A 22,115-nucleotide genomic window follows, 5' to 3' on the forward strand; every position below is an offset into this window, starting at 1 on the left:
ATTGGAGAATGCTATTCTCCGTTTGGAGATTGAGGAGTGCCATGACGAGAACTGATAGTTCCGCCGAGCTGGACATCACTGCCCTGGGCCGCTGGCTCGACACCCAGGACGCACCGGGCAGCGGCGAACTGCCCGTCGTGGAGGTGATCAAGGGCGGCTCGCAGAATCTGCTGTACCGGGTCACCCGGGGCGGGGAAGGCATGGTGCTGCGGATGCCCGGTCCGCGCGCCGACGAGCGACGACTCGGCGAACTACTTCGCGAGATCCGGCTGGAGCGCGCGCTGAAGGGCAGCGACGTCCCGCACGCCGAACTCGTGGCGGCCGACGAGAGCGGCGAGGTGCTGGGCAAGCCGTTCTATCTGATGAAGGAGATCGACGGCTGGAGCCCGATGGAGGGCGGCTGGGAGGCGCCGTTCGACACCGATCTTCAGGCCCGCCGCGGGCTGGCGTTCCAGCTCATCGAAGGTGCCGCCAAACTGGGCCGGCTCGATTGGCAGGCCCGCGGGCTGGAGGGTTTCGGCAAGCCCGACGGCTTCCACGACCGCCAGGTGGACCGCTGGCTGTCGTTCCTCAACTCCTTCAAGGTCCGCGAGTTGCCGGGCCTGGACGTGGCGTCGGACTGGTTGCGGGCCAACCGCCCGGCCCACTTCACGCCGGGCATCATGCACGGCGACTACCAATTCGCCAACGTGATGTTCGCGCACGGGGCACCGGGCCGGCTGGCCGCGATCGTCGACTGGGAGATGACCACCATCGGCGACCCATTGCTCGATGTCGCGTGGGCATTGCTGGGCTATGACGGCGAGAATCCGAAAGATCAGGGCTTCTACCTTCCGATGGACGGGATGCCGACCCGCAGCGAACTGCTTGACCATTACGAGAAGATCAGTGGGCTCTCGACCGAGAACATCCACTACTACCTGGTCCTGGCCAACTGGAAGCTGGGCATCGTTCTGGAGAAGACCTACGCGGCCGCGGTCAGCGGCGGTGCGGCCGATCCGAAGATCACCGAGGCGTTCGGTGCGATGGTGCCCGACCTGATCAGTACCGCAGCGCGGTTGGCCCGGTCCGGTGAGGAGGCCTGACATGGGGTACGCCGACGATCTGTTCGACCTGACCGACCGGGTGGTCCTGATCACCGGCGGCAGCCGGGGCCTGGGCCGGGAGATGGCGTTGGCCGCCGCCCGGTGCGGGGCCGACGTGGTGATCGCCAGCCGCAAGTACGACACCTGCGTGGCCACCGCCGAGGAGATCGAGGCCCAAACCGGCCGTACCGCAATGCCATACGGCGTCCATGTGGGCCGATGGGATCAGCTCGACGGACTGGTCGAGGCGGTATACGACCGGTTCGGCAAGCTCGACGTCCTGGTCAACAACGCCGGCATGTCGCCGACCTACGAGAAGCTCACCGACGTCAACGAGAAACTGTTCGACGCGGTGGTGAACCTCAACCTCAAGGGCCCGTTCCGGCTCTCGGCACTCGTCGGGGAACGGATGGTGGCCGACGGCGGTGGGGTCATCATCAACGTCAGCACCCACGGCTCGCTGCGACCGCACCCGTCATTCATCCCGTACGCCGCATCCAAGGCCGGGCTCAACGCCATGACCGAAGGCCTCGCGATGGCGTTCGGGCCGACGGTGCGGGTCAACACCCTGATGCCCGGCCCTTTCCTCACCGACATCAGCAAGGCGTGGGACTTCGGGGTGGAGAACCCGTTCGGCCGGCACGCCCTGCAGCGTGCGGGCCAGCCCGACGAAATCATCGGCGCCGCACTGTTCCTGATGTCGGACGCCTCCAGTTTCACCACCGGTTCGATCCTGCGCGCCGACGGCGGCATTCCGTAAAGGAGCACTGATATGGCCTTCGACTTCTCCGTCGAGCCGGAGTTCGACAAGAAGCTGGAGTGGATCCGGGAGTTCGTCCGCGAGGAGGTCGAGCCGCTGGAGGTGCTGTTTCCCAGCTGCGAATTCCTGCCGTTGAACGACGAGCGCCGCCGGATCGTCGACCCGCTAAAACAGCAGGTGCGCGACCAGGGCCTGTGGGCGCCGCACCTGGGCCCTGACCTGGGCGGCCAGGGCTTCGGCGCGGTCAAGCTGACCCTGATCAACGAAATCCTCGGCCGGGCAACGTGGTCGTCGATCATCTTCGGCACCCAGGCACCCGACACCGGCAACGCCGAGATCATCGCCCGGTTCGGCACCCAGGAACAGAAGGACACCTACCTGGCGGGTCTGCTGTCCGGGGAGATCTTCTCCACCTTCTCGATGACCGAACCGCAGGGCGGCTCGGACCCACGGGTGTTCACCACCAGAGCGGTGCGCGACGGCGACCACTGGGTCCTCAACGGCCGCAAGTACTGGTCCTCGAACGCCTCGGTGGCGTCGTTCTTCATCGTCGTCGCCATCACCGATCCGGACGTCCCGGTACACAAGGGTGCCTCGACGTTCCTGGTGCCCAAGGACACCCCCGGGGTGACCGTCGAGGCGACGCACCACCTCGTCGGCTCACACTCCCACGATCCAGGGCACTCGCTGGTGCACTACGACAACGTCCGGGTGCCGGTATCGGCCATGCTCGGGGAGGAAGGGCACGGCTTCGCGGTCGCCCAGTCCCGGCTGGCCGGCGGCCGTCTGCACCACGCGATGCGGTCCATCGGAGTGGCCCAGCGCGCCATCGACATGATGGGCCGGCGCGCGAAAAGCCGCTTCACCCAAGGCAGTCTGCTCGCCGATAAACAGTTGATCCAGGAATTCGTGGCCGACTCCTACGTGGAACTGACCCAGTTCCGGCTGCTAGTGCTCTACGCCGCCTGGCTGGTGGACACCCAGGGCGAGCACGCGGCACGCGAGGCGATCTCCGCCTGCAAGATCCAGACCGCGGCGGTGCTCAAGTCAATCGGCCTGCGGGCAATCCAGGTGCACGGCGGCCTGGGTCTGACTGACCAGATGCCGCTGACGAACGTGCTGTTCGGTGGTATCGCGCTGGGGCTGGCCGACGGGCCGACCGAGGCCCACAAGGTCAACCTGGCCAGGATGGTGCTCAAGGGGTACGAACCCGAGGACCCGGTCTGGCCCAGCGAATTCCTCAGCAACCGCATCGAGCGGGCCCGGGAGAAGTACGGCCACCTCGTCGATCGCATTCCGGCCCTGCCTGTTTCGCCGTGAGTACCCGTGCGGCGGCCGCCGTCGGCCGGGCTCTCGATGATCGTCAGCGCGAGGCCACCGAGGAGGTGGAGCGCATTCTGGCCGCCACCGTGCGGGTGATGCAGCGGGTGTCACCGGATGCGCCGCGGGTCAGCGACATCGTGTCGGAGGCCGGGGTGTCCAACAAAGCGTTCTACCGCTACTTCGCGGGTAAGGACGATCTGATGCTGGCGGCGATGGAACGCGGTGTGGCGCTGGTGGTTTCCTACCTGCAACACCAGATGGGCAAAGAGACCACACCGGTCGGCAAGATCACCCGCTGGATCAAGGGGGCACTGGCCCAGGTGGCCGATCCCGCAGCGATCGGGATGAGCCGCGCGCTCCTCGGGCAGATGTCGGACTCCGACAAACAACGGCTCGGCGAGGACGAGATCATGGCCTCGATGCGCGCCCTGCTGATCGAACCGCTGCGCGCGCTGGGCCGCCCGGATCCCGAGCGCGACGCGGACGCGGTGTTCGTGTGCACGGTCGGTACGATGCGACGCTACGTGGCTTCCAGCGGCCAGCCTGGGCGCCGGGACATCGACCACCTGGTGCGCTTCTGTCTCGCCGGGCTGGGCGTGACAGAAGGAGAACGCTGATGCGCGCCGTCATCTGCCGGGAGTACGGCACACCGGAGGATCTGGTCGTCGAGGACCTGCCCGACCCCACCCCCGGTCCCGGCCAGGTGGTGGTGAAAGTGCATGCCGCCGCGGTGAACTACCCTGACGTGCTGCTCATCGCGGGCAAGTACCAGATCAAGGTGCCGCCTCCGTTCAGTCCGGGCAGCGAACTGGCCGGTGACGTGCTGGCCGTCGGTGACGGGGTGGACCTGCGCCCCGGCGACCGGGTGTCGGCGACGTCGTTCGTCGGCGCCTTCAGCGAGCAGGCCGTGGTGGATGCCCGCGGCCTGACCCCCATTCCCGACGGGGTGGACTACGCCGACGCCGCGGCGTTCGGGGTGACCAATCGCACCGCCTACTACACCCTGCGCACCGTGGCTCCGGTGAAACCCGGCGACTGGGTGGTGATCCTGGGCGCGGCCGGTGGTGTGGGGCTGGCGGCGGTCGACATCGCGGTGCTCATGGGTGCCAGGGTGATCGCCGCGGCATCCGACCCGGAGAAGCTGGAGATCTGCCGGCAGCGTGGGGCGCAGGCATTGATCGACTACGACCGCGAGGACCTCAAGGCCCGGCTCAAGGAGATCACCGGTGCGGACGGCGCGCAGGTGGTCCTCGATCCGGTGGGCGGCCGGTACTCCGAGCCGGCGCTGCGCGGGCTGGGCCGGGGCGGCCGGTTCGTCACGCTGGGGTATGCCGCCGGTGAGATCCCCGCGATCCCGTTGAACCTGGTGATGCTCAAGGGAATCACTGTGGTGGGCATGGAGATTCGTACCTTCGCCACCGACTACCCCGACCAGATCGGCCGTGATGACGCCGAACTGGCGGCACTGTTCGCCGAGGGCAAGCTGCGCCCCTACATCGGGGCACGCTTCCCGCTGGAGCAGGCCGCCACCGCGTTGCGCTACGTCGCCGACCGCAAGGCCGTCGGGAAGGTCGTCATCGACATCGCCTGACGTGGTCCCGGCCTACGGCGTGATGATGTTGAACGCCGGGTTCGGCCGGTCGAGTGCGCCCAGCAGGGACTGCAACGCCTGCGGATCACCGCTGACATCCAGGCCCGGCGAGGTGAAATCCCCTGCCGCCGCGGCCAGCAACCGCATCTTGCTCGCCAGTGTCACGGTGGCATTCGCGCTCGACTCCTCCGCTGGGCACTTGCGGTACACCAGAACACCGTTGCGCAGCGCCAGCCGGTAGTTCGATCCGAGGTCAGCGAAGGTGATGTCGATGGCCAGGTCCAGGTCCCAGGCGCGCGGCCCGTTCACATTGATGGCCAGGGTGTCGAACATCTGCTCGGGTGTCAGCTGGCCCATGATCGCCGACGAGTTGGCCCCCACCGGTGTGCCGAAGTTGCCGTCGCGCAGTTCGGTCGCCCCGGACAGGAAGAAGTTTCGCCACGTTGCACATTCGGCCCCATAGCCCAATTGCTCCAGGGTGTCGGCATACAGCTCGCGGGCACCGGCATGGTTCTCGTCGGTGAAGATCGCGTGATCCAACAGTGTTGCCGCCCAGCGGAAGTCACCTGCGTCGAAAGCCGATTGGGCCAGCTCGACCACCCGGTCGATACCGCCCATCGCCTCGACGTAGCGCGGGCCGATGGCCTCCGGCGGATGCGCCCACAGCCGTCCAGGGTTGCCGTCGAACCAGCCCATGTAGCGCTGGTAGACCGCCTTGACGTTATGACTGACCGAGCCGTAGTAACCGTGCGCGTGCCAGGCGTCGTGTAGCGCGGGCGGCATCTGGAAGGTCTCGGCGATCTCAATGCCGGTGTAGCCCTGGTTGAGCTGCCGCAACGTCTGGTCATGCAGGTAGGCATACAGATCACGTTGCAGCGAAAGGAATTCCACGATGTTCTCGCGGCCCCAGGTCGGCCAGTGGTGCGAGGCGAACACCACGTCGGTGCGGTCGGCGAAGGTGTCGATGGCCTCGGTGAGATATCCCGACCAGGCGTGCGGGTCGCGGACCAGGGCACCGCGCAGCGTCAGCAGGTTGTGCAGATTGTGGGTGGCGTTCTCGGCCATACACAGCGCGCGGAATTGCGGGAAGTAGAAGTGCATCTCGGCCGGCGCCTCAGTGCCGGGCGCCATCTGGAACTCGATCTCGACGCCGTCGACGGTGTGCGTCTCACCCGTGGTGGTGATGTCGATCGTCGGCACGATGATGGCAACCTCACCGGTGGAGGTCTGCTGCCCCAGGCCGCAGCCGACCTGTCCGCGCGGGCCGCGTTCGAGCAGGGTGCCGTACATGTACGAAGCGCGGCGTGCCATCGCGGTGCCGGCGTAGACGTTCTCCTGCACCGCGTGCTGGACGAAACCTTCCGGTGCGATCACCGCGACCTTGCCGGCGTCGACGTCAGCCTGGGTGGTCACCCCGAGGACACCACCGAAGTGGTCGACGTGGCTGTGGGTATAGATGACGGCGACCACCGGGCGATCCCCGCGGTGCTCCCGGTAGAGCGCCAGCGCGGCCGCCGCGGTCTCGGTGCTGATCAGCGGGTCGATGACGATGACGCCGGTATCGCCTTCGATGAAGGTGATGTTCGACAGGTCCAGACCGCGCACCTGGTAGATGCCCTCCACCACTTCGTAGAGGCCCTGTTTGGCCGCCAGGATGGACTGCCGCCACAGGCTCGGGTGCACGGACGCCGGGGCGTCACCGGTCAGGAAGTTGTAGAGATCGTTGTCCCAGACCACCCGGCCGTCGGCGGCGGTGACGACGCACGGTTCCAGCGCGGCGATGAAGCCCCGGTCGGCGTCGTCGAAGTCGGCGGTGTCCTCGAAGGGAAGCGACGCCAGGTGCTGGGCGTGCGCGGCTTCGATGACGGATGTGGGTGGTTTGTGCTCCATGTGACAAATCCTTCCCCAGACGGCCACGGTTGGCCGCATGATTGCGCCGATGAACGTGCTACCCGGTCTTACCAGAGGCAACATCGGCACCGAGGTGCTGGCCGGTATCACGCTGCTGGCCATCGCATTACCGCTGAACATCGGCTACGCCCAGATCGCCGGGCTGCCCCCGACCGCGGGCCTGTACGCCCTGGTGTTGCCGTCGGTGGTGTTCGCGCTGCTGGCCTCCTCGCGCCACCTGGTCGCCGCACCCGACGCCGCGGCAGCCGCCCTGGTGGGCTCCGCACTCAGCGGGCTGGCACCGGCGGGCAGCGGACAGTACGCCGCGATGGCCGCCGCGCAGGCCATCGTCGGCGGTGTGCTGTTCGTCGCCTGCTCGGTGTTCCGCCTCGGCTTCCTGGCCGACTTCCTGTCCAAGCCGATCCTGATCGGCTTCGTGGGCGGCCTGGCGACCGACATCCTGCTCAGCCAGGTGGCCAAGATCATGGGGATCAAGACACCCAGTGGCGCGGAGTTCTTCGAGCGCCTGGTCCACCTCGTCACCAAGATCGGCACGCTGCACGTGTGGTCGCTGCTGCTCGGGGTGGCGGCAGTCGCGGTGCTGGTGCCCGCGCGACGGCGCTGGCCCGCCGTGCCCTGGGCGTTGGTGGTGCTGGTGCTCGCGACGGTGGCCTCGACGCTGCTGCATCTGCCGGGCAAGGGAGTGGCGGTGCTGGGGTCGGTGCCGTCCGGGCCACCCGTGCTGGCGGTGCCGCACCTGTCCTGGTCGCAGTGGGTGGCGGTGATCCTGCCCGCGATCGCTATCACGACCGTCACCGTCGGCGAGGGCCTGCTGCTGGCCCGCTCGTATGCCGACAAGTACGGGTACAAGACCGAACCGAACCGCGATTTGCTGGCGTTCGGCGCGGCGAACGTCGCCTCCGGGCTGTCCTCCGGGTTCACCCTCGGATCGTCGACCTCGCGGGCCGCCGCGATGGACCAGGCCGGCTCCCGGACCCAGTTGCCGCTGCTGGTGATGGCGGCCGGTGCACTGCTTCTGCTGCTGTTCGGCGCCGACCTGCTGGCCGACATCCCGATGCCCGCGATCGGCGCCATCGTGGGTGTCTCGGTGGCCAAGCTGCTCGGCATCCGCGAGTTCCGCCACCTGTGGTCGCTGTCCCGGTTCGAATTCCTCATCGGTGCAACATGTTTCCTCGGCGTGCTGCTCATTGGCCCGCTGGCCGGCATCGTGCTGGCGTTCGTTCTGTCGCTGATCAACCTGCTGCGCAAGGCGGCCCGGCCGGCCGTCGACGTGCTCGAGGGATCCGACGATCCGCACGTGTCGCTGACCGTCGGCAGCGACGACGTCCACGAGACCGTGCCGGGCGTGATCGCGATGCGCTTTGCGGCGCCGATCTTCTTCGGCAACGCCCAGACGCTGAGTGCCGAGATCCGCCGCGTGGTCAACGAGGCGCCCCATCCGGTCAAGGCATTCATCCTCGACATGGAGGGCGTCACCGACGTCGATGTCACCGGGGCGGAATCACTGGCCAAGGAACTGCAGTGGTTGCAGGGCAAGTCGATCACCTTCGCCTACTCGCGGGTGCGCCCGCAGCTGGCCGCCAACCTGACCCGGATGCACCTGCTGCAGGGCCACCAGGTGTTCGAGACCAATCGCGCCGCGGTGGCCGCCCTGCGGCCCGATCCTCCGCCGCCGGCCGCCGAATTGAATTAGCTGCGCCCGTCGAATTCAGCGCGAAATTAGTCGAATCTTCACGCTGTCCGGAAACCGGACCACCCGAATTTATCCGCACACTGCCGATGGATCACGTGATTCCGCTATGCGAATCGCATCACGTCTTGGAAGTGCTCTATTTATCGAGCCATACTTACTAGCTTCGCTATACGGATCACGTGGACATGCTCAACAGGAATTTTGGAAATACGCCGAAAAAGATCCGTCCCGATTTCTCCCGGAGCTTGCGACAACGCCACGCTATTGCCATTATCGACCGGCGAAACCGGCGTGTGCGGGCTCAGGAGGGAACCGATGATGGGACAGCTACGGGTCGTTGGCTTGTTGTCGGCGGCAGCAGCCGGTGAACTCGTCGCCGCATCGCTCCTCGGACCGGTTGCCGGCATTCCCCAACCGGCGCCTGGGGGTGCGGTGCTCACCTCGCTCGCCATCACCGCTCCGTCGGCATCGATCGCTGCTCAGTCCGCATCCGCGACGTCCGGGCGGGTGAGCGTGCAGTGGCACGTTCCGCCAACCGCGTCGGCCACCATGCTGTCGCAGCTGACCACCGAGGGCGCTTCCCGGGTGGCCGCGGACACCGTCGCACTGCCCGCGGCGGTCTCCGCGGCGATCGCCACGGTCAGCGCGCGGCACACCGGTAACCAGGTGGCCGCCGTGCCCGCGCTACTCACCGTGTCCGATGGCGTCACGGAACTGAAGTCTCTGTTCAGCATCTCTGTCACCGATGCCGGCCTCACCGTGATCGGGCCGCGTGGCGTGCTGCTGATCGGCGACGCCACCGAGCCCGGGCAGAACGGCGGACTGCTGTGGGGCAACGGCGCCGATGGCGCGCCGGGTCAGGACGGGGGCGACGGCGGTTTCTTCGGCGGCAACGGTGGAAAAGGCGGCGACGCAACCGAATCCGGTGGCGACGGCGGTAACGGCGGTCGAGCGGGACTGTTCGGCAACGGTGGCGACGGCGGTAATGGCGCCGACGCGGCGGTGGCCGGAGGCAACGGCGGTAACGGTGGTAACGGCGGCGCAGCAGGCCTTTTCGGTAACGGCGGGATGGGAGGTAACGGCGGCAAGGGTGCGACGGGCGCCGACGGCGCCAACCCCAGTCCGGCCCCATCACCGGCGAGCAACGGCTCCGCAGGGGCGGACGTCACTACGGGTAACGCGGGCAACGGCACTGCCGGAGCGGACGGCACACTGCCCGGCCAGGCGGGTGGCGTCGGCGGCGAAGGCGGCGACGTCACCGGCGGCAGCGGCGAGGCCGGCGCGGGCGGTAAGCCCGGGCCGTCGCTGACGATGAAGTAGCGGATCTGCCCGGCGCTGACGTAGTCCTGGAACTGCTCCAGGGTGGGCGAGTTGTCCCCGCCATTGAACCCGCCGATCGACATCACCGAAGCGCCCGTGTTCAGTTCCAGACTGCCGGCGGTGTGCGATCCGACAGTGGCCGCAGCCCAACGGTTTCCGGTCTCCTTGAGCAGCTTCTGCAGGTCGGTGTTCTCCGACGGCGACACGCCGCCACCTCCGCCGGGACCGCCCGGTCCACCCGGGCCACCGAAGCCGTCGCCGGCCCGGCTGGGACCGGACACGGGGATGGACCCGCCATGGCTGTGCAGCACGGTCTCCACGGTGTAGGCGGCCGTTCCGCCGAGGCCGACGATCAGGCCCGCCGCGGCCAGGACTGCCGTCCACCGGCCCAGGCGGTGGCCACCGGCGGCCAGCATCGCAGCCACCACGACCGCACCCACGACGATGACCCAGCGCAGCCACGGCAGCCAGTCCGGAGTGCGGTCCAACAGGACGAAGTTCCACACCCCGGTGACCGCCACCATGGCGGCCAGCGTCCACCGGGCAGCACCGAACTGCTTGCCGCGCCACAGTTCCCGGACACTGAGGCCGATCACCGCGGCAACGGCCGGAGCCAGCGCCACCGTGTAGTAGGGATGCATGATCCCCTTCATGAAGCTGAACACCAACGCGGTGACCACCAGCCAGCCACCCCACAGCAGCAGCGCCGCCCTGGTGCGGTCGGTGCGCGGAGCGCGGCGGGTGAACCACAGCCCGGCCACCAGACCGATCAGCGCGGCGGGCAGCAGCCAGGAGATCTCGGTACCCATCGACTCACCGAACATCCGCGTGATCCCGGTGGAGCCACCGAACATGGGCGATCCGCCCATCGGCCCCGGGCCTTGCCCGGAGGCGTCGCCGGAGCCACCGGGGTTACCGTCACCGCCGAATACCCGGCCAAGACCGTTGTAGCCCAAGGCCAACTGCAGGAGGCTGTTGTCGGTGGAACCGCCGATGTAGGGCCGGGAGTCCGCCGGCCACAGGCTCACCAGAGCCAGATACCAGCCGGCCGAGACGATCATCGCGGCCGCGGCGGCGGCCAACACCCGCACGCGGTGCCAGAAGCTGCCCGGAAGCGCTACCAGCACCACCAGCGCCAGCGCCGGGGTGACCAGCAGCGCCTGCAGTAGCTTGGCCAGGAACGCGAAGCCCACGGCGACACCGGCCAGTGTGGCCCACCGCATCACGGCACCATCGAGGGCACGGGTCAGGCAGTAGGCGGCCACCACCAGGAGCAGCACCAACAACGCATCGGGGTTGTTGAACCGGAACATCAGCGCCGCAACCGGAGTCAGCGCCAGCACGGCACCGGCGAGCAATCCCGCCCCGTAGCCGCTGACCCGGCGCACCGCGCCATAGACCAGTGCCACCGAGGCCACGCCCATGAGCGCCTGCGGCACCAGCATCGACCAGGTGCCGAACCCGAAGAGCCGGCCCGACAGTGCCATCACCCACAGCGCGGCGGGCGGCTTGTCGACGGTGATGGCGTTGCCGGAATCGATCGACCCGAACAGCAGCGCCTTCCAACTCTGGGTGCCCGCCTGGACAGCAGCCGCGTAGTACTCGTTGGCCCAGCCGGCCGCACCCAGACCCCACAGGTAGAGCACGGCGGTGACGGCCAACAGCGCTGCCAGCGCAGGCCGTACCCAGCGCGGACGATCCGGTGAGGTCACCTCGTCATACTGCGGCACCACCACATCCTCGAGGACGGTCATTCCGCACCGCCTTCGGCGATCCGGGTGCGCCGCGGGTGAAAGACCCAGCCGCGCAACAACACAAAGCGAACCACAGTAGCGCCCAGGTTGGCGCCGACCAGAACCAGAAGTTCCAGCGCGCGCGGCGGTTCCCCGGACAACTGCAGCAGAGCCAACGCCCCGCTGGTCATTCCCAGGCCGATACCGAAGACGATCAACCCCTCGAACTGGTGGCGGCCGACATCGGTGCGGCCGCGTACACCGAAGGTGAAGCGCCGGTTGGCGGCGGTGTTGGCCACCGCGGTCAGCAGCAGCGCCACGAGATTGGCACCCTGAGCGCCCATCGGACGTAGCAGCAGGAACAGCGCCAGATAGGCCAGGGTGGACAGAATCCCGATCGCCGCGAACCGCACACCCTGATTGAGCAGGGAGCGCGGTGCGCCGCCGCAGTTGCCGAACTGGGCACCGATAGCCTGCACCGGAATCTCACCGGTGCTGAATCCCTTGATCAAGCGGGCGATTCCCTTCAGGTCTGCCACCGCGGTGGCGACGATGTCGACGCGGCTGTCGGGGTCGTCGATCCAGTCGACGGGGACCTCGTGAATCCGCAACCCGCTGCGTTCGGCCAGCACCAGCAGCTCGGTGTCGAAGAACCAGCCGGTGTCCTCGATGTGCGGCAGCAGTTCGACGGCGACATCGGAGCGGATCGCCTTGAAACCGCATTGCGCGTCAGTGAACTTCGCGGAGAGCGTGGACCGCAGGATGAGGTTGTAGCACCGCGAGATGATCTCGCGCTTGGTACCGCGCACCACCCGCGACCCGCGGCTGAGCCGGGTGCCGATCGCCAGGTCCGAATGCCCCGACACCAGCGGGGCCACCAGCGGCGCCACCGCCGCCAGGTCAGTCGACAGGTCGACGTCCATGTATGCCAGGACCGGCGCGTCCGATGACGACCACACCGCGTGCAGGGCGCGGCCACGGCCCTTCTGTTCCAGGCGAACGCAGCACACCTCCGGCAGTTCGTCGGCCAGCTCCGTCGCGATCAGCCAGGTGTCGTCGGTACTGGCGTTGTCGGCGATAGTGATTCGGAAGGTGAACGGGAAGTCCTCGCTCAGATAGCGGTGCAACCGGTGGACCGAGCCGGCCAGCACGGCCTGCTCGTTGTACACCGGGACCACGACGTCGAGCACTGGCACGCCGCGATCGGCGGCGTGCAGTGCTGCGTTGCGTCTACGCATCGCGGGAAGGTCGGTGAGGGTCATAACTCGATCATCGGGCACCGGATTGGGCCGGACGTTGGACCGGGCTATGACCCTCCTGTGAGCGGTTGCGACAGGTCGTACACCGTGACGCCGTCGACAATTCGGGGCGCGAAATGCGTGCTCACCCAATCGCTGATGCGATCGGCGGCGTCACTGCCGGAGTGTGCTGCGACGCCGGGACCGGGCATGGCGCCGTCGACGAACCAGTGGATGCGGCCACCCGCGACATAGTCTTGGAACTGCTGCAGCGTCGGTGCGGGATCGGTGCCGTTGAATCCGCCGACCGCCATCACCGGAACACCCGTGCCGAGCTGGTATCCCGCGGCGTTGCTCGACCCGATAACAGCTGCGGCCCAGGTGTAGTGGGAGGCGTCAGCGCGCAGTGCGGCAACGAGTTCCGGTCCGGGCTCGGGAGCTCCGAACAAGCCGGGCATACCGCCGCTGGCGCCATGAGACGGCCCGACTGACGGGATCGCGCCGGAACGCGGGGACGACGCCGTCGCCACGGACACGGCCACCGGCCCGGCCAACACCACCACGACGGCAAGGCCGGCCACCGCCGCCTCAACAGGACGCGGAAAGCGCGCGATGACGACTAGCAGCAACGACGCGGCGATACCGCCGATGAGGACGCTCAGCCGAAGCCAGGGCAGCCACGGCGAATAGTGCTGCAGAAGAACGGTACTGAGCGCAGTGGTCATCGCCGTCATGCCCGCCAGCACGGTCGCGGCGCGCAGATCCGACCGGCGCTGCCACAGCAAGCGGGTACCGATCGCGACGGTGGCTGCCACCGCCGGGGCCAGGGCAACGGTGTAGTACGGGTGCAGGATGCCGTTGGCATAGCTGAAGACCACGGCTGTGACGGCCAGCCAGCCGCCCCACAGCAGCAGGGCGGCGCGCGTCACGTCGGTCCGTGACCGTCGCCGGGTGATCCAGAGCCCTGCCAGCAGCGCGATCACCGCGGCAGGCAGCAGCCAGGCGACGTGCGGGCCCATCTCGGTGCCGAACAGCCGCGCCCAGCCCACGTCGAAGTTCAGATTGCCCAGACCGCCGACCTCGTCGCCGGTCAGCCGTCCCAGACCGTTGTAGCCCAGGGCCAGCTCGATGATCGAATTGTGCTGCGAGCCGCCGATATAGGGGCGCGACTGCGCGGGCCACACACTCACCAGGACCAGATACCAGCCGCCACTGACCACCACCGCCACCGCGGCACCGGCGAGCCGGCGCACGCGGGTGCGCCACGGGAGGTCGGCGGCCACCGCGAACGTCAGCGCCAGGGCCGGCAGCACCAGGAAGGCCTGCATCATCTTGGCCAGGAATCCGACACCGACGGCGAGACCCGCCACGGGCATCCACCACGCCGATGCCTCGCGGTCCAGGGCCCGCTGGGTGGCGTACGCGGCGCACACCAGCGCCAGCACCAACAGCGCATCGGGGTTGTTGAAGCGGAACATCAGGGCCGCGGCCGGGGTCGCCGCCAGGATCGCCCCGGCGAGCAGGCCCGCCCACGGCCCGCTGACCCGGCGCACGCACGCGTAGAGCACGGCAACCGCGGCAACGCCGAACAGCGCCTGCGGCACCAGGATGCTCCACGGATTGACGCCGAAGAGCCGCGCGGAAAGCCCCGACACCCACAGCGCGGCCGGGGTTTTGTCCACGGTGATGGCATTGGCCGGATCGCTCGACCCGAACAGCCAGGCGGTCCAGTTCATCGAACCTGCCTGTGCGGCCGCCGAATAGAACGCATTGGCCCAGCCGCTGGCACCCAGGTTCCACAGATACAGCACCGCGGTGGCGGCGAGCAGGGCCGCCAGCGCGACGCGCTCGGTACGGCGGTGGGCAGCGGTCACTGTGCCATGCTGCCGGAGCACGATGTCCCGGAACTGAGTGGCGGCTAGGCCCCGGCTGTGCAGGGCAGGCGCACCGTGAACTCGGTGCTGCCCGGCACACTGTGCAGCCCGATGCTGCCACCGTGCGCCTTCACTACCGCTGACGCGATGGCCAGGCCCAGCCCGGTGGAGCCGCCCTTGCGTGACCGGGAGGTGTCACCACGGGCGAAGCGCTCGAACACTTCTGACTGCAGTTCGGACGGAATGCCCGGGCCGTTGTCGACCACGCGCAGCACCGCCGCACCCGGTTCGGTGTCCAGCGACAGGGTGACCGACGTTCCTGGCGGCGTGTGGGTGCGGGCGTTGGCCAACAGGTTGGCCACCACCTGGTGCAGGCGGGCGTCATCACCGACGACATAGAGCGGATCCGGTGGGACGTCGAGGTTCCAGCAGTGCTCCGGCCCCGCGGCGTGCGCGTCGCTGACCACGTCGGCCGAAAGCCGGGCCAGGTCAACAGGTTCACGCTCCAGCGGCCGGCCCGAATCGAGGCGGGCCAGCAGTAGCAGATCCTCGACCAGATGTGTCATCCGCACGGCCTCGGATTCCACCCGCCCCATCGCATGCGCGACGTCGTCGGGCATCTGGTCGCGTTTGCGTTGCGCCAGTTCGGTATAGCCGCGAATGGCGGCCAGCGGTGTGCGTAACTCGTGGCTGGCGTCGGCAACGAACTGGCGCACCCGGCTCTCACTGGCCTGCCGCGTCGACAGTGCAGCCGAGATGTGTTCCAGCATCCGGTTGATGGCCAGTCCGAGCCGGCCGACTTCGGTATGCGGGTTGGCATCCGGTGGTGGAATACGCACCGGCAGTTCCACTTCACCGCGGTCCAGCTGCAGGTTGGCGACCGCACCCGCGGCGGCGGCCACCCGATTCAGCGGGGTCAGGGCCCGGCGAATGATCAGGATTCCGGCGGTGCTGGCGATAATCATCGCGCCTGCGGTCACCACGGCGAAGATGAGCGCCACCCGCAGCAGCGTGCCGTCCACGTTGCGCATGCTCAGCCCGATCACCAGGGTGTCGCCGGTCATCCTGCTGCGCGCGGCGACCACCCGGTAGCGGCCCAGTCCGTCGAGGTCCCTGGTCACCGCGTGGCGGGCGCTGACCGCATCGGCAAGCTGCTGCTCGGCCTGTGTCGACAGCGCAACGCGCACACCGCCGGCCGTCAGCACCCCGGCGTTGGTCGTGACACCGTCACGCACCACACCGGCCGCCAGCCCGATCGGCTGGCCCGGGGCGTCGAGGAACTGCGGCCCGGGTCCGGGCCGTGGATAGACCGGCCGGTCGTCCTGCCACTGCAGCGAGCCCGGCGGCGGAGGCGGGAGGGGTTCGCCGTACATCATCGCCGCGCGATGGGCGGTCTCGCGTAACTGCGCGTCGACCTCACCGACCAGGTACTGGTAGAGAGCGACGACGGTGACCGCTCCGATGCCCACGCAGACCGCCGCGAGCAGCATGACTTGGCCTACGAGCAGCCGTGCGCTCAGCGACCAGTTGCTAGCACGCAGGTTTGAGGACATAACCCGCGCCGCGAAGAGTATGGATCATCGGTTCGCGGCCGCTGTCGATCTTCTTGCGCAGATACGAGATGTAGAGCTCGACGATATTGGAGCGCCCGCCGAAGTCGTAGCTCCACACCCGGTCGAGTATCTGGGCCTTGGACAGCACCCGCTTGGGGTTACGCATCAGGAATCGCAGCAGTTCGAACTCGGTGGACGTCAACGCGATCGGTGAGCCCGCGCGGGTCACCTCGTGGCTGTCCTCGTCGAGGACGAGGTCGCCGACGACGATCTGGGCGCCGCTGTCCTCGGTGGTGACACCGGTGCGCCGCAGCAGGGCCCGCAGCCGCAGCACGACCTCCTCGATCGAGAACGGCTTGGTCACGTAGTCGTCGCCGCCCGCGGTCAGACCGGCGATCCGGTCCTCGACGGCGTCCTTGGCGGTCAGCAGCAGAACCGGCAGATTCGGGGTCTGCTCGCGCAGCCGGCGCAGGACGTCGAGCCCGCTCATATCGGGCAGCATGATGTCGAGCACCACCGCATCGGGGCGGGTGCTGCGCGCGGCCGAGATCGCCGATGCCCCGTCGGAGGCGGTCGTGATGTTCCAGCCCTCGTAGCGCAGTGCCATCGAGACCATCTCGGCGAGCACCGCCTCATCGTCGACGACCAACACGTTGATGGGGTTACCGTCGGCGCGCCGCATCACCACACGTTCGGCCGAAGAAGACGTCATAACTCCAGTATGGGACGTGCCATGAGCCGACCCTATGCCATTCCTATGCGCCGGCTGTGAAACCTGGCCTGCACAGAACCCGCCGATCGCGGCCACAGCGGCCTCCCATGTTCACCGCCCACCGTGGAGTCATGACCGTCGATGAGCAGGACGTCTGGGGCGCCCCGGCAACCCGTCCACCCACCTGGTCCACCCGCACGACGCTGACCGCGGTGGCGATCGCGTGCGCCCTGGCCCTGGGTGGCGGGCTCGTCATCCATGCGGCCACGAGCGGCTCCCAGAACGGTGGCCCCGGCCGGATGGGCGGCCCCGGCGGATTCGGACCGGGCGGACCTGGCGGCCCCGGCTTCCCCGGCGAGAACACCCGCACCGTGCACAGCGAGTCCGTGGTCTCCGACGGCAAGGGCGGGTTCACCACCGAGCTGACCCAGACCGGCAACCTGACCGCCGTCACCGACACCTCGATCACGGTGCGCAGCGCCGACGGCTACACCCAGACATTCCGGATCGACCCCGACACCCGGCAGCCGCGCGCAACGCTGCACACCGGTGACGAGGTGACGGTGCGGGCCACCGAGACCAACGGAACCGCGAGCGCCACGGCGGTGTTACCCGCTCGATAGGCCCCCGCGTTCCTACAATTCCTTCGATGAGCTTCTTCGAGGTCATCGAGACAGTCGGTAAGACGATCGACGGGGTCGGCGTCGCCGTCATCGCTGTCGGTGCGCTGATCTCGGCCGCCGGGGCGATCCCCCGGCTCAAGACCGGGACCGCCTACAAGGTGTTCCGCGAACAACTCGGCCGCTCGATCCTGCTCGGCCTGGAGTTCCTGGTCGCCGCCGACATCATCCGCACGGTCGCGGTCACCCCGGATGCCCGCAGTGTCGCGGTGCTCGCCGGCATCGTGCTGATCCGGACGTTCCTCAGCTTCTCGCTGGAGCTTGAGGTCACCGGTTACTGGCCGTGGCAGAAATCCCGCCAGCAGCAGGACGCGGCCGCGGCCGCCGCCGCAGCCAAGGGATGAACAAGGAAACCCGGCGAGCGCGCCGCAAGCGGTGGTTCGACGCTGTTCGCAAGACGCCCCCGAAACCCTTGGGGCCGCCCGATTCTCATGACGACCTAGAAATCGCGGCGATGCTGCGCGAGATCGGCATCGCCCTCATCGAGGTACAGCAGCCCACCCAACTCGTATCCGGACGGCTGCTGGAGATCGCCGCGCAGTACACCACCGATCCCGTCCGGGTGGTGGTGCTGCCAACGATGCTGGTGATCCAGATCGGGACCGTCGCCTACGAGATCGACGTCACCAAGACCTCGTCGCTCCAACTCGACATGGCCGGTCGGATCGACGACATCGCCAGCCTGGCCGCTGTCGGTGCGATCACCCCAGCCGACGCCGTCCACGCGATCGATCAGGCGCGCAATCTGAAGCCACGGTTCGGGCCGGTGGTGACCACGCTCGGCTACGCGGTGACGACGGTCGGGTTCGGGATGACGATCAACCCGACCTGGGCGTCGCTACCGGGCTATCTGTTCCTGGGTCTGGTGGTCGGCGCGATCGTGCAACTCGGCAGGCCGTTCCCCTCGCTGATCCCGGTGCTGCCCACGCTGTCGGCCATGATCGTGACCATCCTGGCCACCTGGTTCGTCGCCGACACCGCCAACGACGGGCTGCTGCGCGTCATCGCCCCCTCGCTGGTAGCGACGCTGCCAGGGATGGCGCTGACAATCGGGGCGATGGAGCTGGCCAGCTCGCAGATCATCGCGGGGGCCAGCCGGCTGGTCTACGGGGCCGCCCAGCTGGCGCTGCTGGTGCTCGGCGTGGCCCTCGGCGTGCATGTCGCCGGCGAGGTCGAACCGCAGGCCCCGTCGCCGGAGATGGGGCCCTGGTCGCTGTACGTGGCGATCGTCGTGGTGGCCGTCGGGCTGTACTTCTATCTGTCCGCGCCACGCGGGTCGCTGCTGTGGCTGATGGCGGCAATTGCGGTGGCCCTGATCGGGCAGGACATCGCCGAACGAACGGTCACCACCTCCTACTCCGGATTCGTCGGGGCCTTCCTGTCGGTGCCGTTCGCGATGCTGGCGGCGCGGCTCAAGACCTCGCCGCCGGCCATCGTGCTGATGCTGGCGTCATTCTGGTCGCTGGTTCCGGGCGCGCTGAGTTTCGAGTCGGTCAGTCAGGCCGCCACGGGTGGCAATGTCGGGGTGGACACCCTGGGTCAGACCGGCGCGGCCATCCTGGCGATCGCGCTCGGGACGGTGGTGGGCTGGAGTGTCTTCCATACCATCGACAGCCGGTTGCCATGGCCGAAGGGACTAGCCCAACCAACCGTACGGTAGGTTCACCGGGGTGGACGACCTGACCGCGGTAGCCGACTGGATGTCGGGACAGGGGCTTGGCGACGGCCCGATCGAGAACGTCGTCGAGATCGTCGGCGGCACCCAGAACGTCATGTTGCGATTCAGCCGATCCGGCCGCGACTACGTATTCCGCCGAGGGCCACGCCATCTGCGGCCGGTCAGCAACAAGGTCATCCTGCGCGAGACCCGGGTGCTGAGTGCACTGGCCGATTCCGATGTGCCGCACCCCCACCTGATCGCCGTCTGCGAAGACACCTCGGTGCTGGGCGACGCGGTCTTCTATCTGATGGAGCCCATCGACGGGTTCAACGCCGGGGCCGCACTCCCCGCGCTGCACGCCGGCGACGCGGCGATCCGCCACGAGATGGGTCTGTCGATGGCCGAGGCGGTGGCCCGTCTCGGCGCGGTCGACCACGTCGCGGTGGGCCTGCAGGATTTCGGTAAGGCCGACGGGTTTCTGGAACGCCAAGTGCCCCGGTGGCTTTCGGAGCTCGAGTCCTACAGCGGGTTCGACAACTACGCCGGCCCCGATATCGGCGATGTCGATGCGGTGGCCACCTGGTTGCAGCAGCATCAGCCGTCATCCTGGAAGCCGGGGATCATGCACGGCGACTACCACGCCGCCAACGTGATGTTCTCCCCCACCGGACCCGAGGTTGTCGCGATCGTCGACTGGGAGATGTGCACCATCGGCGACCCGCTGCTGGACCTGGGCTGGATGCTGGCGACGTGGTACGACCCCGAACATGATTCGGTGCTGACCAATGTGCTGATGGACGCCGGCGATCTGGCCACTCCCGACGAGCTGGTGGCCCGCTACGCGCAGAACACCACCCGCGACCTGTCCAACATCGACTGGTACACGGTGCTGGCCTGCTTCAAACTCGGCATCATCCTGGAAGGGTCGAATGCCCGGGCAGCAGCAGGCTTGGCGCCCAAGGAAATTGGCGATCGCCTGCACATCGCAACGGTGCGACTGTTCCAGCGGGCACTGGCAATCATGGAGGGACAACGATGATCGATTTCGAGATTCCGGCCGAGCTGGCCGCCCTGCGCGACGAGATTCGCACCTTCGTCGTCGACAAGATCGTGCCCTTCGAGCGCGACCCCCGGCTCACCCGGCACGGCCCCAACGAAGAGTTGCGCAGCGAACTCGTCGAATTGGCCCGCGAGGCGGGCCTCCTCACGTTCCAGGCACCGCGGCGATTCGGTGGGCGCGAGCCCTCGCACCGCGAGCAGGCGGTGTTGTTCGAGGCAGCCGGCTGGTCGACGCTGGGACCGGTCGCCCTCAACTGCGCGGCACCCGATGAGGGCAACATGTTCGTGCTGTCCAAGATCGCCAACGACGAGCAGGTGGAGAAGTTCCTGGTCCCGGTGATCGACGGACGTCAGCGGTCGGTGTTCGCCATGACCGAACCCGGCGGCGCCGGGTCGGATCCGGGCCAGCTGGCCACCGAAGCCGTCTTCGACGGCAGCGAGTACATCATCAACGGCCGCAAGTGGCTGATCACCGGCGCCGACGGGGCGCGGACCTGGATCATCATGGCGCGCCTGGCCCCCAACCCGCACGGTCCCGACGGCCCGACGCTGTTTCTGTGTGACGGTCAGACGCCGGGAATCCACCTCGAGCGGGTGATGAACACCATGGACCGCAACTACGTCCAGGGTCACGGCGTGGTGGAGTTCCGCGATCTGCGACTGCCGGCCGACGCGCTCCTCGGCGAGGCGGGTCAGGCGTTGCGCTACGCCCAGCTGCGGCTGACCCCGGCCCGGTTGACGCACTGCATGCGCTGGCTCGGCGCGGCGGAGCGCGCCCACTCCATCGCCGTCGACTATGCCCGCACCCGCACCGCTTTCGGCAAGCCGCTCGGTGAGCACCAGGGCGTGGGATTCATGTTGGCCGACAACGAGATCGCACTGCAGCAGTGCCGGCTGGCCATCTGGTGGGCGTGCTGGGCGCTGGACACCGGCGCCAAGGGCCGCCACGAGAGCTCGATGGTGAAGGCCTACGTGTCCGAGGAACTGTTCAAGGTGGCCGACCGCTGTGTGCAGATCCTCGGCGGCATGGGCATCTCCGACGAGACCCCGGTGGGCATGATCTTCTCCGATATGCGCGCCTTCCGGCTCTACGACGGGCCTACCGAGGTGCACAAGTACGCGATCGCCCGTCAGGTACTGAGGAGCCCGTCATGAGCCTGCTGGATTCGTTCCGCCTCGACGACAAGGTCGTCATCGTCACCGGCGCCTCATCCGGCCTCGGGGTGTCCTTCGCCGAGGCGTTCGCGCAGGCCGGTGCACACCTGGTGCTCGGGGCCCGGCGGGTCGACCAGATGGCTCAGACCGCCGCGCTGGTCGAGGAGGCCGGGCGCAAGGTCTACACCCGCAAGACCGACGTCGCCGACCCCGAGCAGTGCCAGCAACTTGTCTACTCCGCTGTCGAGGAGTTCGGCCGGGTCGACGTACTGATCAACAACGCCGGTATCGGCACGGCCGTCCCCGCCACCCGGGAGGCGCCCGAGGAGTTCCGCAAGGTCGTCGACGTCAACCTCAACGGGTCGTACTGGATGGCGCAGGCCTGCGGCCGGGTGATGCAACCGGGTAGTTCGATCGTCAACATCTCCAGCATCCTGGGCATCACCACCGCCGGGCTGCCGCAAGCCGCCTACGCCGCGTCCAAGGCCGGTGTCATCGGCCTGACCCGCGACCTGGCCCAACAATGGGGGCCGCGCAAGGGAATTCGAGTCAACGCACTGGCCCCCGGGTTCTTCAAGAGTGAGATGACCGACGAATACAAGCCCGGTTACCTGGACAGTCAGATGCCCCGAGTCCTGTTGGGCCGCACGGGTGATCCCGCGGAGCTCGCCGCGACCGCGGTGTGGCTGGCCTCGCCGGCGGGCGGTTACGTCACCGGGCAGACGATCATCGTCGACGGTGGTTTGACGGTTACGTAAGTCACTGTCA

18 protein-coding genes and 1 pseudogene are annotated in these 22,115 nt (G+C 68.1%); 13 read left to right on the forward strand and 6 right to left on the reverse strand.

The window, feature by feature from the left end:
- Positions 1–41 precede the first annotated feature (41 nt).
- Genes BN3385_RS00735 through BN3385_RS00755 form a run of 5 tightly spaced genes read left to right on the forward strand, consistent with a single transcriptional unit; the run spans position 42 to position 4,759 of the window.
- A complete protein-coding gene (locus tag BN3385_RS00735) occupies positions 42–1,085 on the forward strand; it encodes a phosphotransferase family protein (protein ID WP_059014153.1) in 1,044 nt (347 codons plus the stop codon).
- A 1-nt stretch (position 1,086) separates the two neighbouring features.
- Positions 1,087–1,845, forward strand: coding sequence for an SDR family NAD(P)-dependent oxidoreductase (locus tag BN3385_RS00740; protein WP_059014155.1), 759 nt, complete (start codon positions 1,087–1,089; stop codon positions 1,843–1,845).
- Positions 1,846–1,857: 12 nt separating this feature from the next.
- Positions 1,858–3,165, forward strand: a complete 1,308-nt coding sequence (locus BN3385_RS00745; protein ID WP_059014158.1) for an acyl-CoA dehydrogenase family protein — start codon at positions 1,858–1,860, stop codon at positions 3,163–3,165.
- Entirely contained in the window at positions 3,162–3,785 is a 624-nt protein-coding gene (locus BN3385_RS00750; protein ID WP_059014160.1) for a TetR/AcrR family transcriptional regulator, read from the forward strand. The genes BN3385_RS00745 and BN3385_RS00750 overlap by 4 nt, the downstream gene beginning before the upstream one ends.
- Positions 3,785–4,759: an NADPH:quinone oxidoreductase family protein gene (locus BN3385_RS00755; protein WP_059014162.1), complete on the forward strand. Its 975-nt coding sequence runs from the start codon at positions 3,785–3,787 to the stop codon at positions 4,757–4,759. The genes BN3385_RS00750 and BN3385_RS00755 overlap by 1 nt, the downstream gene beginning before the upstream one ends.
- A gap of 12 nt (positions 4,760–4,771) precedes the next feature.
- On the opposite strand, the gene BN3385_RS00760 is transcribed toward BN3385_RS00755, so the two are convergent.
- On the reverse strand, positions 4,772–6,649 hold the full coding sequence (locus tag BN3385_RS00760; protein ID WP_059014164.1) for an alkyl/aryl-sulfatase: 1,878 nt from the start codon (positions 6,647–6,649) through the stop codon (positions 4,772–4,774).
- 37 nt (positions 6,650–6,686) lie between these two features.
- Between BN3385_RS00760 and BN3385_RS00765 the strand changes: the two genes are divergently transcribed.
- Both BN3385_RS00765 and BN3385_RS29275 read left to right on the forward strand, forming a co-directional pair.
- A complete protein-coding gene (locus BN3385_RS00765; RefSeq protein ID WP_082690212.1) occupies positions 6,687–8,363 on the forward strand; it encodes a SulP family inorganic anion transporter in 1,677 nt (558 codons plus the stop codon).
- Between the two features lie 549 nt (positions 8,364–8,912).
- Positions 8,913–9,335, forward strand: a pseudogene (locus BN3385_RS29275) (hypothetical protein); the annotation flags it as partial.
- Here the strand turns inward: BN3385_RS29275 and BN3385_RS00775 are convergent.
- From BN3385_RS00775 to BN3385_RS00795, 5 genes are read right to left on the reverse strand one after another with little or no spacing between them, the layout of a single operon-like run.
- On the reverse strand, positions 9,221–11,437 hold the full coding sequence (locus tag BN3385_RS00775; RefSeq protein ID WP_082690213.1) for an ArnT family glycosyltransferase: 2,217 nt from the start codon (positions 11,435–11,437) through the stop codon (positions 9,221–9,223). The pseudogene BN3385_RS29275 and the gene BN3385_RS00775 overlap by 115 nt on opposite strands.
- Positions 11,434–12,678, reverse strand: a complete 1,245-nt coding sequence (locus tag BN3385_RS00780; RefSeq protein ID WP_059014168.1) for a bifunctional glycosyltransferase family 2/GtrA family protein — start codon at positions 12,676–12,678, stop codon at positions 11,434–11,436. Before BN3385_RS00780 ends, BN3385_RS00775 begins: the two co-directional genes overlap by 4 nt.
- Before the next feature lie 44 nt (positions 12,679–12,722).
- Positions 12,723–14,528, reverse strand: coding sequence for a glycosyltransferase family 39 protein (locus tag BN3385_RS00785; RefSeq protein WP_059014169.1), 1,806 nt, complete (start codon positions 14,526–14,528; stop codon positions 12,723–12,725).
- Between the two features lie 44 nt (positions 14,529–14,572).
- On the reverse strand, positions 14,573–16,081 hold the full coding sequence (locus BN3385_RS00790; RefSeq protein WP_059014172.1) for a sensor histidine kinase: 1,509 nt from the start codon (positions 16,079–16,081) through the stop codon (positions 14,573–14,575).
- Positions 16,059–16,763 (reverse strand): response regulator transcription factor, encoded by a 705-nt coding sequence (locus tag BN3385_RS00795; protein ID WP_197415153.1) that lies wholly within the window; start codon positions 16,761–16,763, stop codon positions 16,059–16,061. Before BN3385_RS00795 ends, BN3385_RS00790 begins: the two co-directional genes overlap by 23 nt.
- Before the next feature lie 161 nt (positions 16,764–16,924).
- On the opposite strand from BN3385_RS00795, the gene BN3385_RS00800 reads away from it, so the two are divergent.
- From BN3385_RS00800 to BN3385_RS00825, 6 genes are all read left to right on the forward strand, one after another.
- Positions 16,925–17,416: a DUF4249 domain-containing protein gene (locus BN3385_RS00800; protein WP_156432477.1), complete on the forward strand. Its 492-nt coding sequence runs from the start codon at positions 16,925–16,927 to the stop codon at positions 17,414–17,416.
- A 26-nt stretch (positions 17,417–17,442) separates the two neighbouring features.
- Positions 17,443–17,817 (forward strand): DUF1622 domain-containing protein, encoded by a 375-nt coding sequence (locus BN3385_RS00805; protein WP_059014177.1) that lies wholly within the window; start codon positions 17,443–17,445, stop codon positions 17,815–17,817.
- A gap of 110 nt (positions 17,818–17,927) precedes the next feature.
- The gene (locus tag BN3385_RS00810) at positions 17,928–19,133 is read left to right on the forward strand and encodes a threonine/serine exporter family protein (RefSeq protein WP_231748603.1); all 1,206 of its coding nucleotides are present in this window, start codon (positions 17,928–17,930) and stop codon (positions 19,131–19,133) included.
- Positions 19,134–19,173: 40 nt separating this feature from the next.
- Positions 19,174–20,172, forward strand: a complete 999-nt coding sequence (locus tag BN3385_RS00815; RefSeq protein ID WP_082690351.1) for a phosphotransferase family protein — start codon at positions 19,174–19,176, stop codon at positions 20,170–20,172.
- Complete coding sequence (locus BN3385_RS00820) at positions 20,169–21,347, forward strand: acyl-CoA dehydrogenase family protein (RefSeq protein WP_059014183.1); 1,179 nt, start codon at positions 20,169–20,171, stop codon at positions 21,345–21,347. Before BN3385_RS00815 ends, BN3385_RS00820 begins: the two co-directional genes overlap by 4 nt.
- A complete protein-coding gene (locus BN3385_RS00825; RefSeq protein WP_059014186.1) occupies positions 21,344–22,105 on the forward strand; it encodes an SDR family NAD(P)-dependent oxidoreductase in 762 nt (253 codons plus the stop codon). Before BN3385_RS00820 ends, BN3385_RS00825 begins: the two co-directional genes overlap by 4 nt.
- The last annotated feature ends 10 nt before the right edge of the window (positions 22,106–22,115 follow it).

Source organism: Mycobacterium sp. M26, assembly GCF_001494595.1.
Classification (GTDB): domain Bacteria; phylum Actinomycetota; class Actinomycetes; order Mycobacteriales; family Mycobacteriaceae; genus Mycobacterium.

What these genes read in the sequence shown, in the direction of transcription:
- BN3385_RS00735 (WP_059014153.1), top strand. Translation starts at nt 42, where the DNA reads ATGACGAGAACTGATAGTTCCGCCGAGCTGGACATCACTGCCCTGGGC.
- BN3385_RS00740 (WP_059014155.1), top strand. Translation starts at nt 1,087, where the DNA reads ATGGGGTACGCCGACGATCTGTTCGACCTGACCGACCGGGTGGTCCTG.
- BN3385_RS00745 (WP_059014158.1), top strand. Translation starts at nt 1,858, where the DNA reads ATGGCCTTCGACTTCTCCGTCGAGCCGGAGTTCGACAAGAAGCTGGAG.
- BN3385_RS00755 (WP_059014162.1), top strand. Translation starts at nt 3,785, where the DNA reads ATGCGCGCCGTCATCTGCCGGGAGTACGGCACACCGGAGGATCTGGTC.
- BN3385_RS00760 (WP_059014164.1), bottom strand. Translation starts at nt 6,649, where the DNA reads ATGGAGCACAAACCACCCACATCCGTCATCGAAGCCGCGCACGCCCAG.
- BN3385_RS00765 (WP_082690212.1), top strand. Translation starts at nt 6,687, where the DNA reads ATGATTGCGCCGATGAACGTGCTACCCGGTCTTACCAGAGGCAACATC.
- BN3385_RS00775 (WP_082690213.1), bottom strand. Translation starts at nt 11,437, where the DNA reads ATGACCGTCCTCGAGGATGTGGTGGTGCCGCAGTATGACGAGGTGACC.
- BN3385_RS00780 (WP_059014168.1), bottom strand. Translation starts at nt 12,678, where the DNA reads ATGACCCTCACCGACCTTCCCGCGATGCGTAGACGCAACGCAGCACTG.
- BN3385_RS00790 (WP_059014172.1), bottom strand. Translation starts at nt 16,081, where the DNA reads ATGTCCTCAAACCTGCGTGCTAGCAACTGGTCGCTGAGCGCACGGCTG.
- BN3385_RS00795 (WP_197415153.1), bottom strand. Translation starts at nt 16,763, where the DNA reads ATGCGGCGCGCCGACGGTAACCCCATCAACGTGTTGGTCGTCGACGAT.
- BN3385_RS00800 (WP_156432477.1), top strand. Translation starts at nt 16,925, where the DNA reads ATGACCGTCGATGAGCAGGACGTCTGGGGCGCCCCGGCAACCCGTCCA.
- BN3385_RS00805 (WP_059014177.1), top strand. Translation starts at nt 17,443, where the DNA reads ATGAGCTTCTTCGAGGTCATCGAGACAGTCGGTAAGACGATCGACGGG.
- BN3385_RS00810 (WP_231748603.1), top strand. Translation starts at nt 17,928, where the DNA reads ATGCTGCGCGAGATCGGCATCGCCCTCATCGAGGTACAGCAGCCCACC.
- BN3385_RS00815 (WP_082690351.1), top strand. Translation starts at nt 19,174, where the DNA reads ATGTCGGGACAGGGGCTTGGCGACGGCCCGATCGAGAACGTCGTCGAG.
- BN3385_RS00820 (WP_059014183.1), top strand. Translation starts at nt 20,169, where the DNA reads ATGATCGATTTCGAGATTCCGGCCGAGCTGGCCGCCCTGCGCGACGAG.
- BN3385_RS00825 (WP_059014186.1), top strand. Translation starts at nt 21,344, where the DNA reads ATGAGCCTGCTGGATTCGTTCCGCCTCGACGACAAGGTCGTCATCGTC.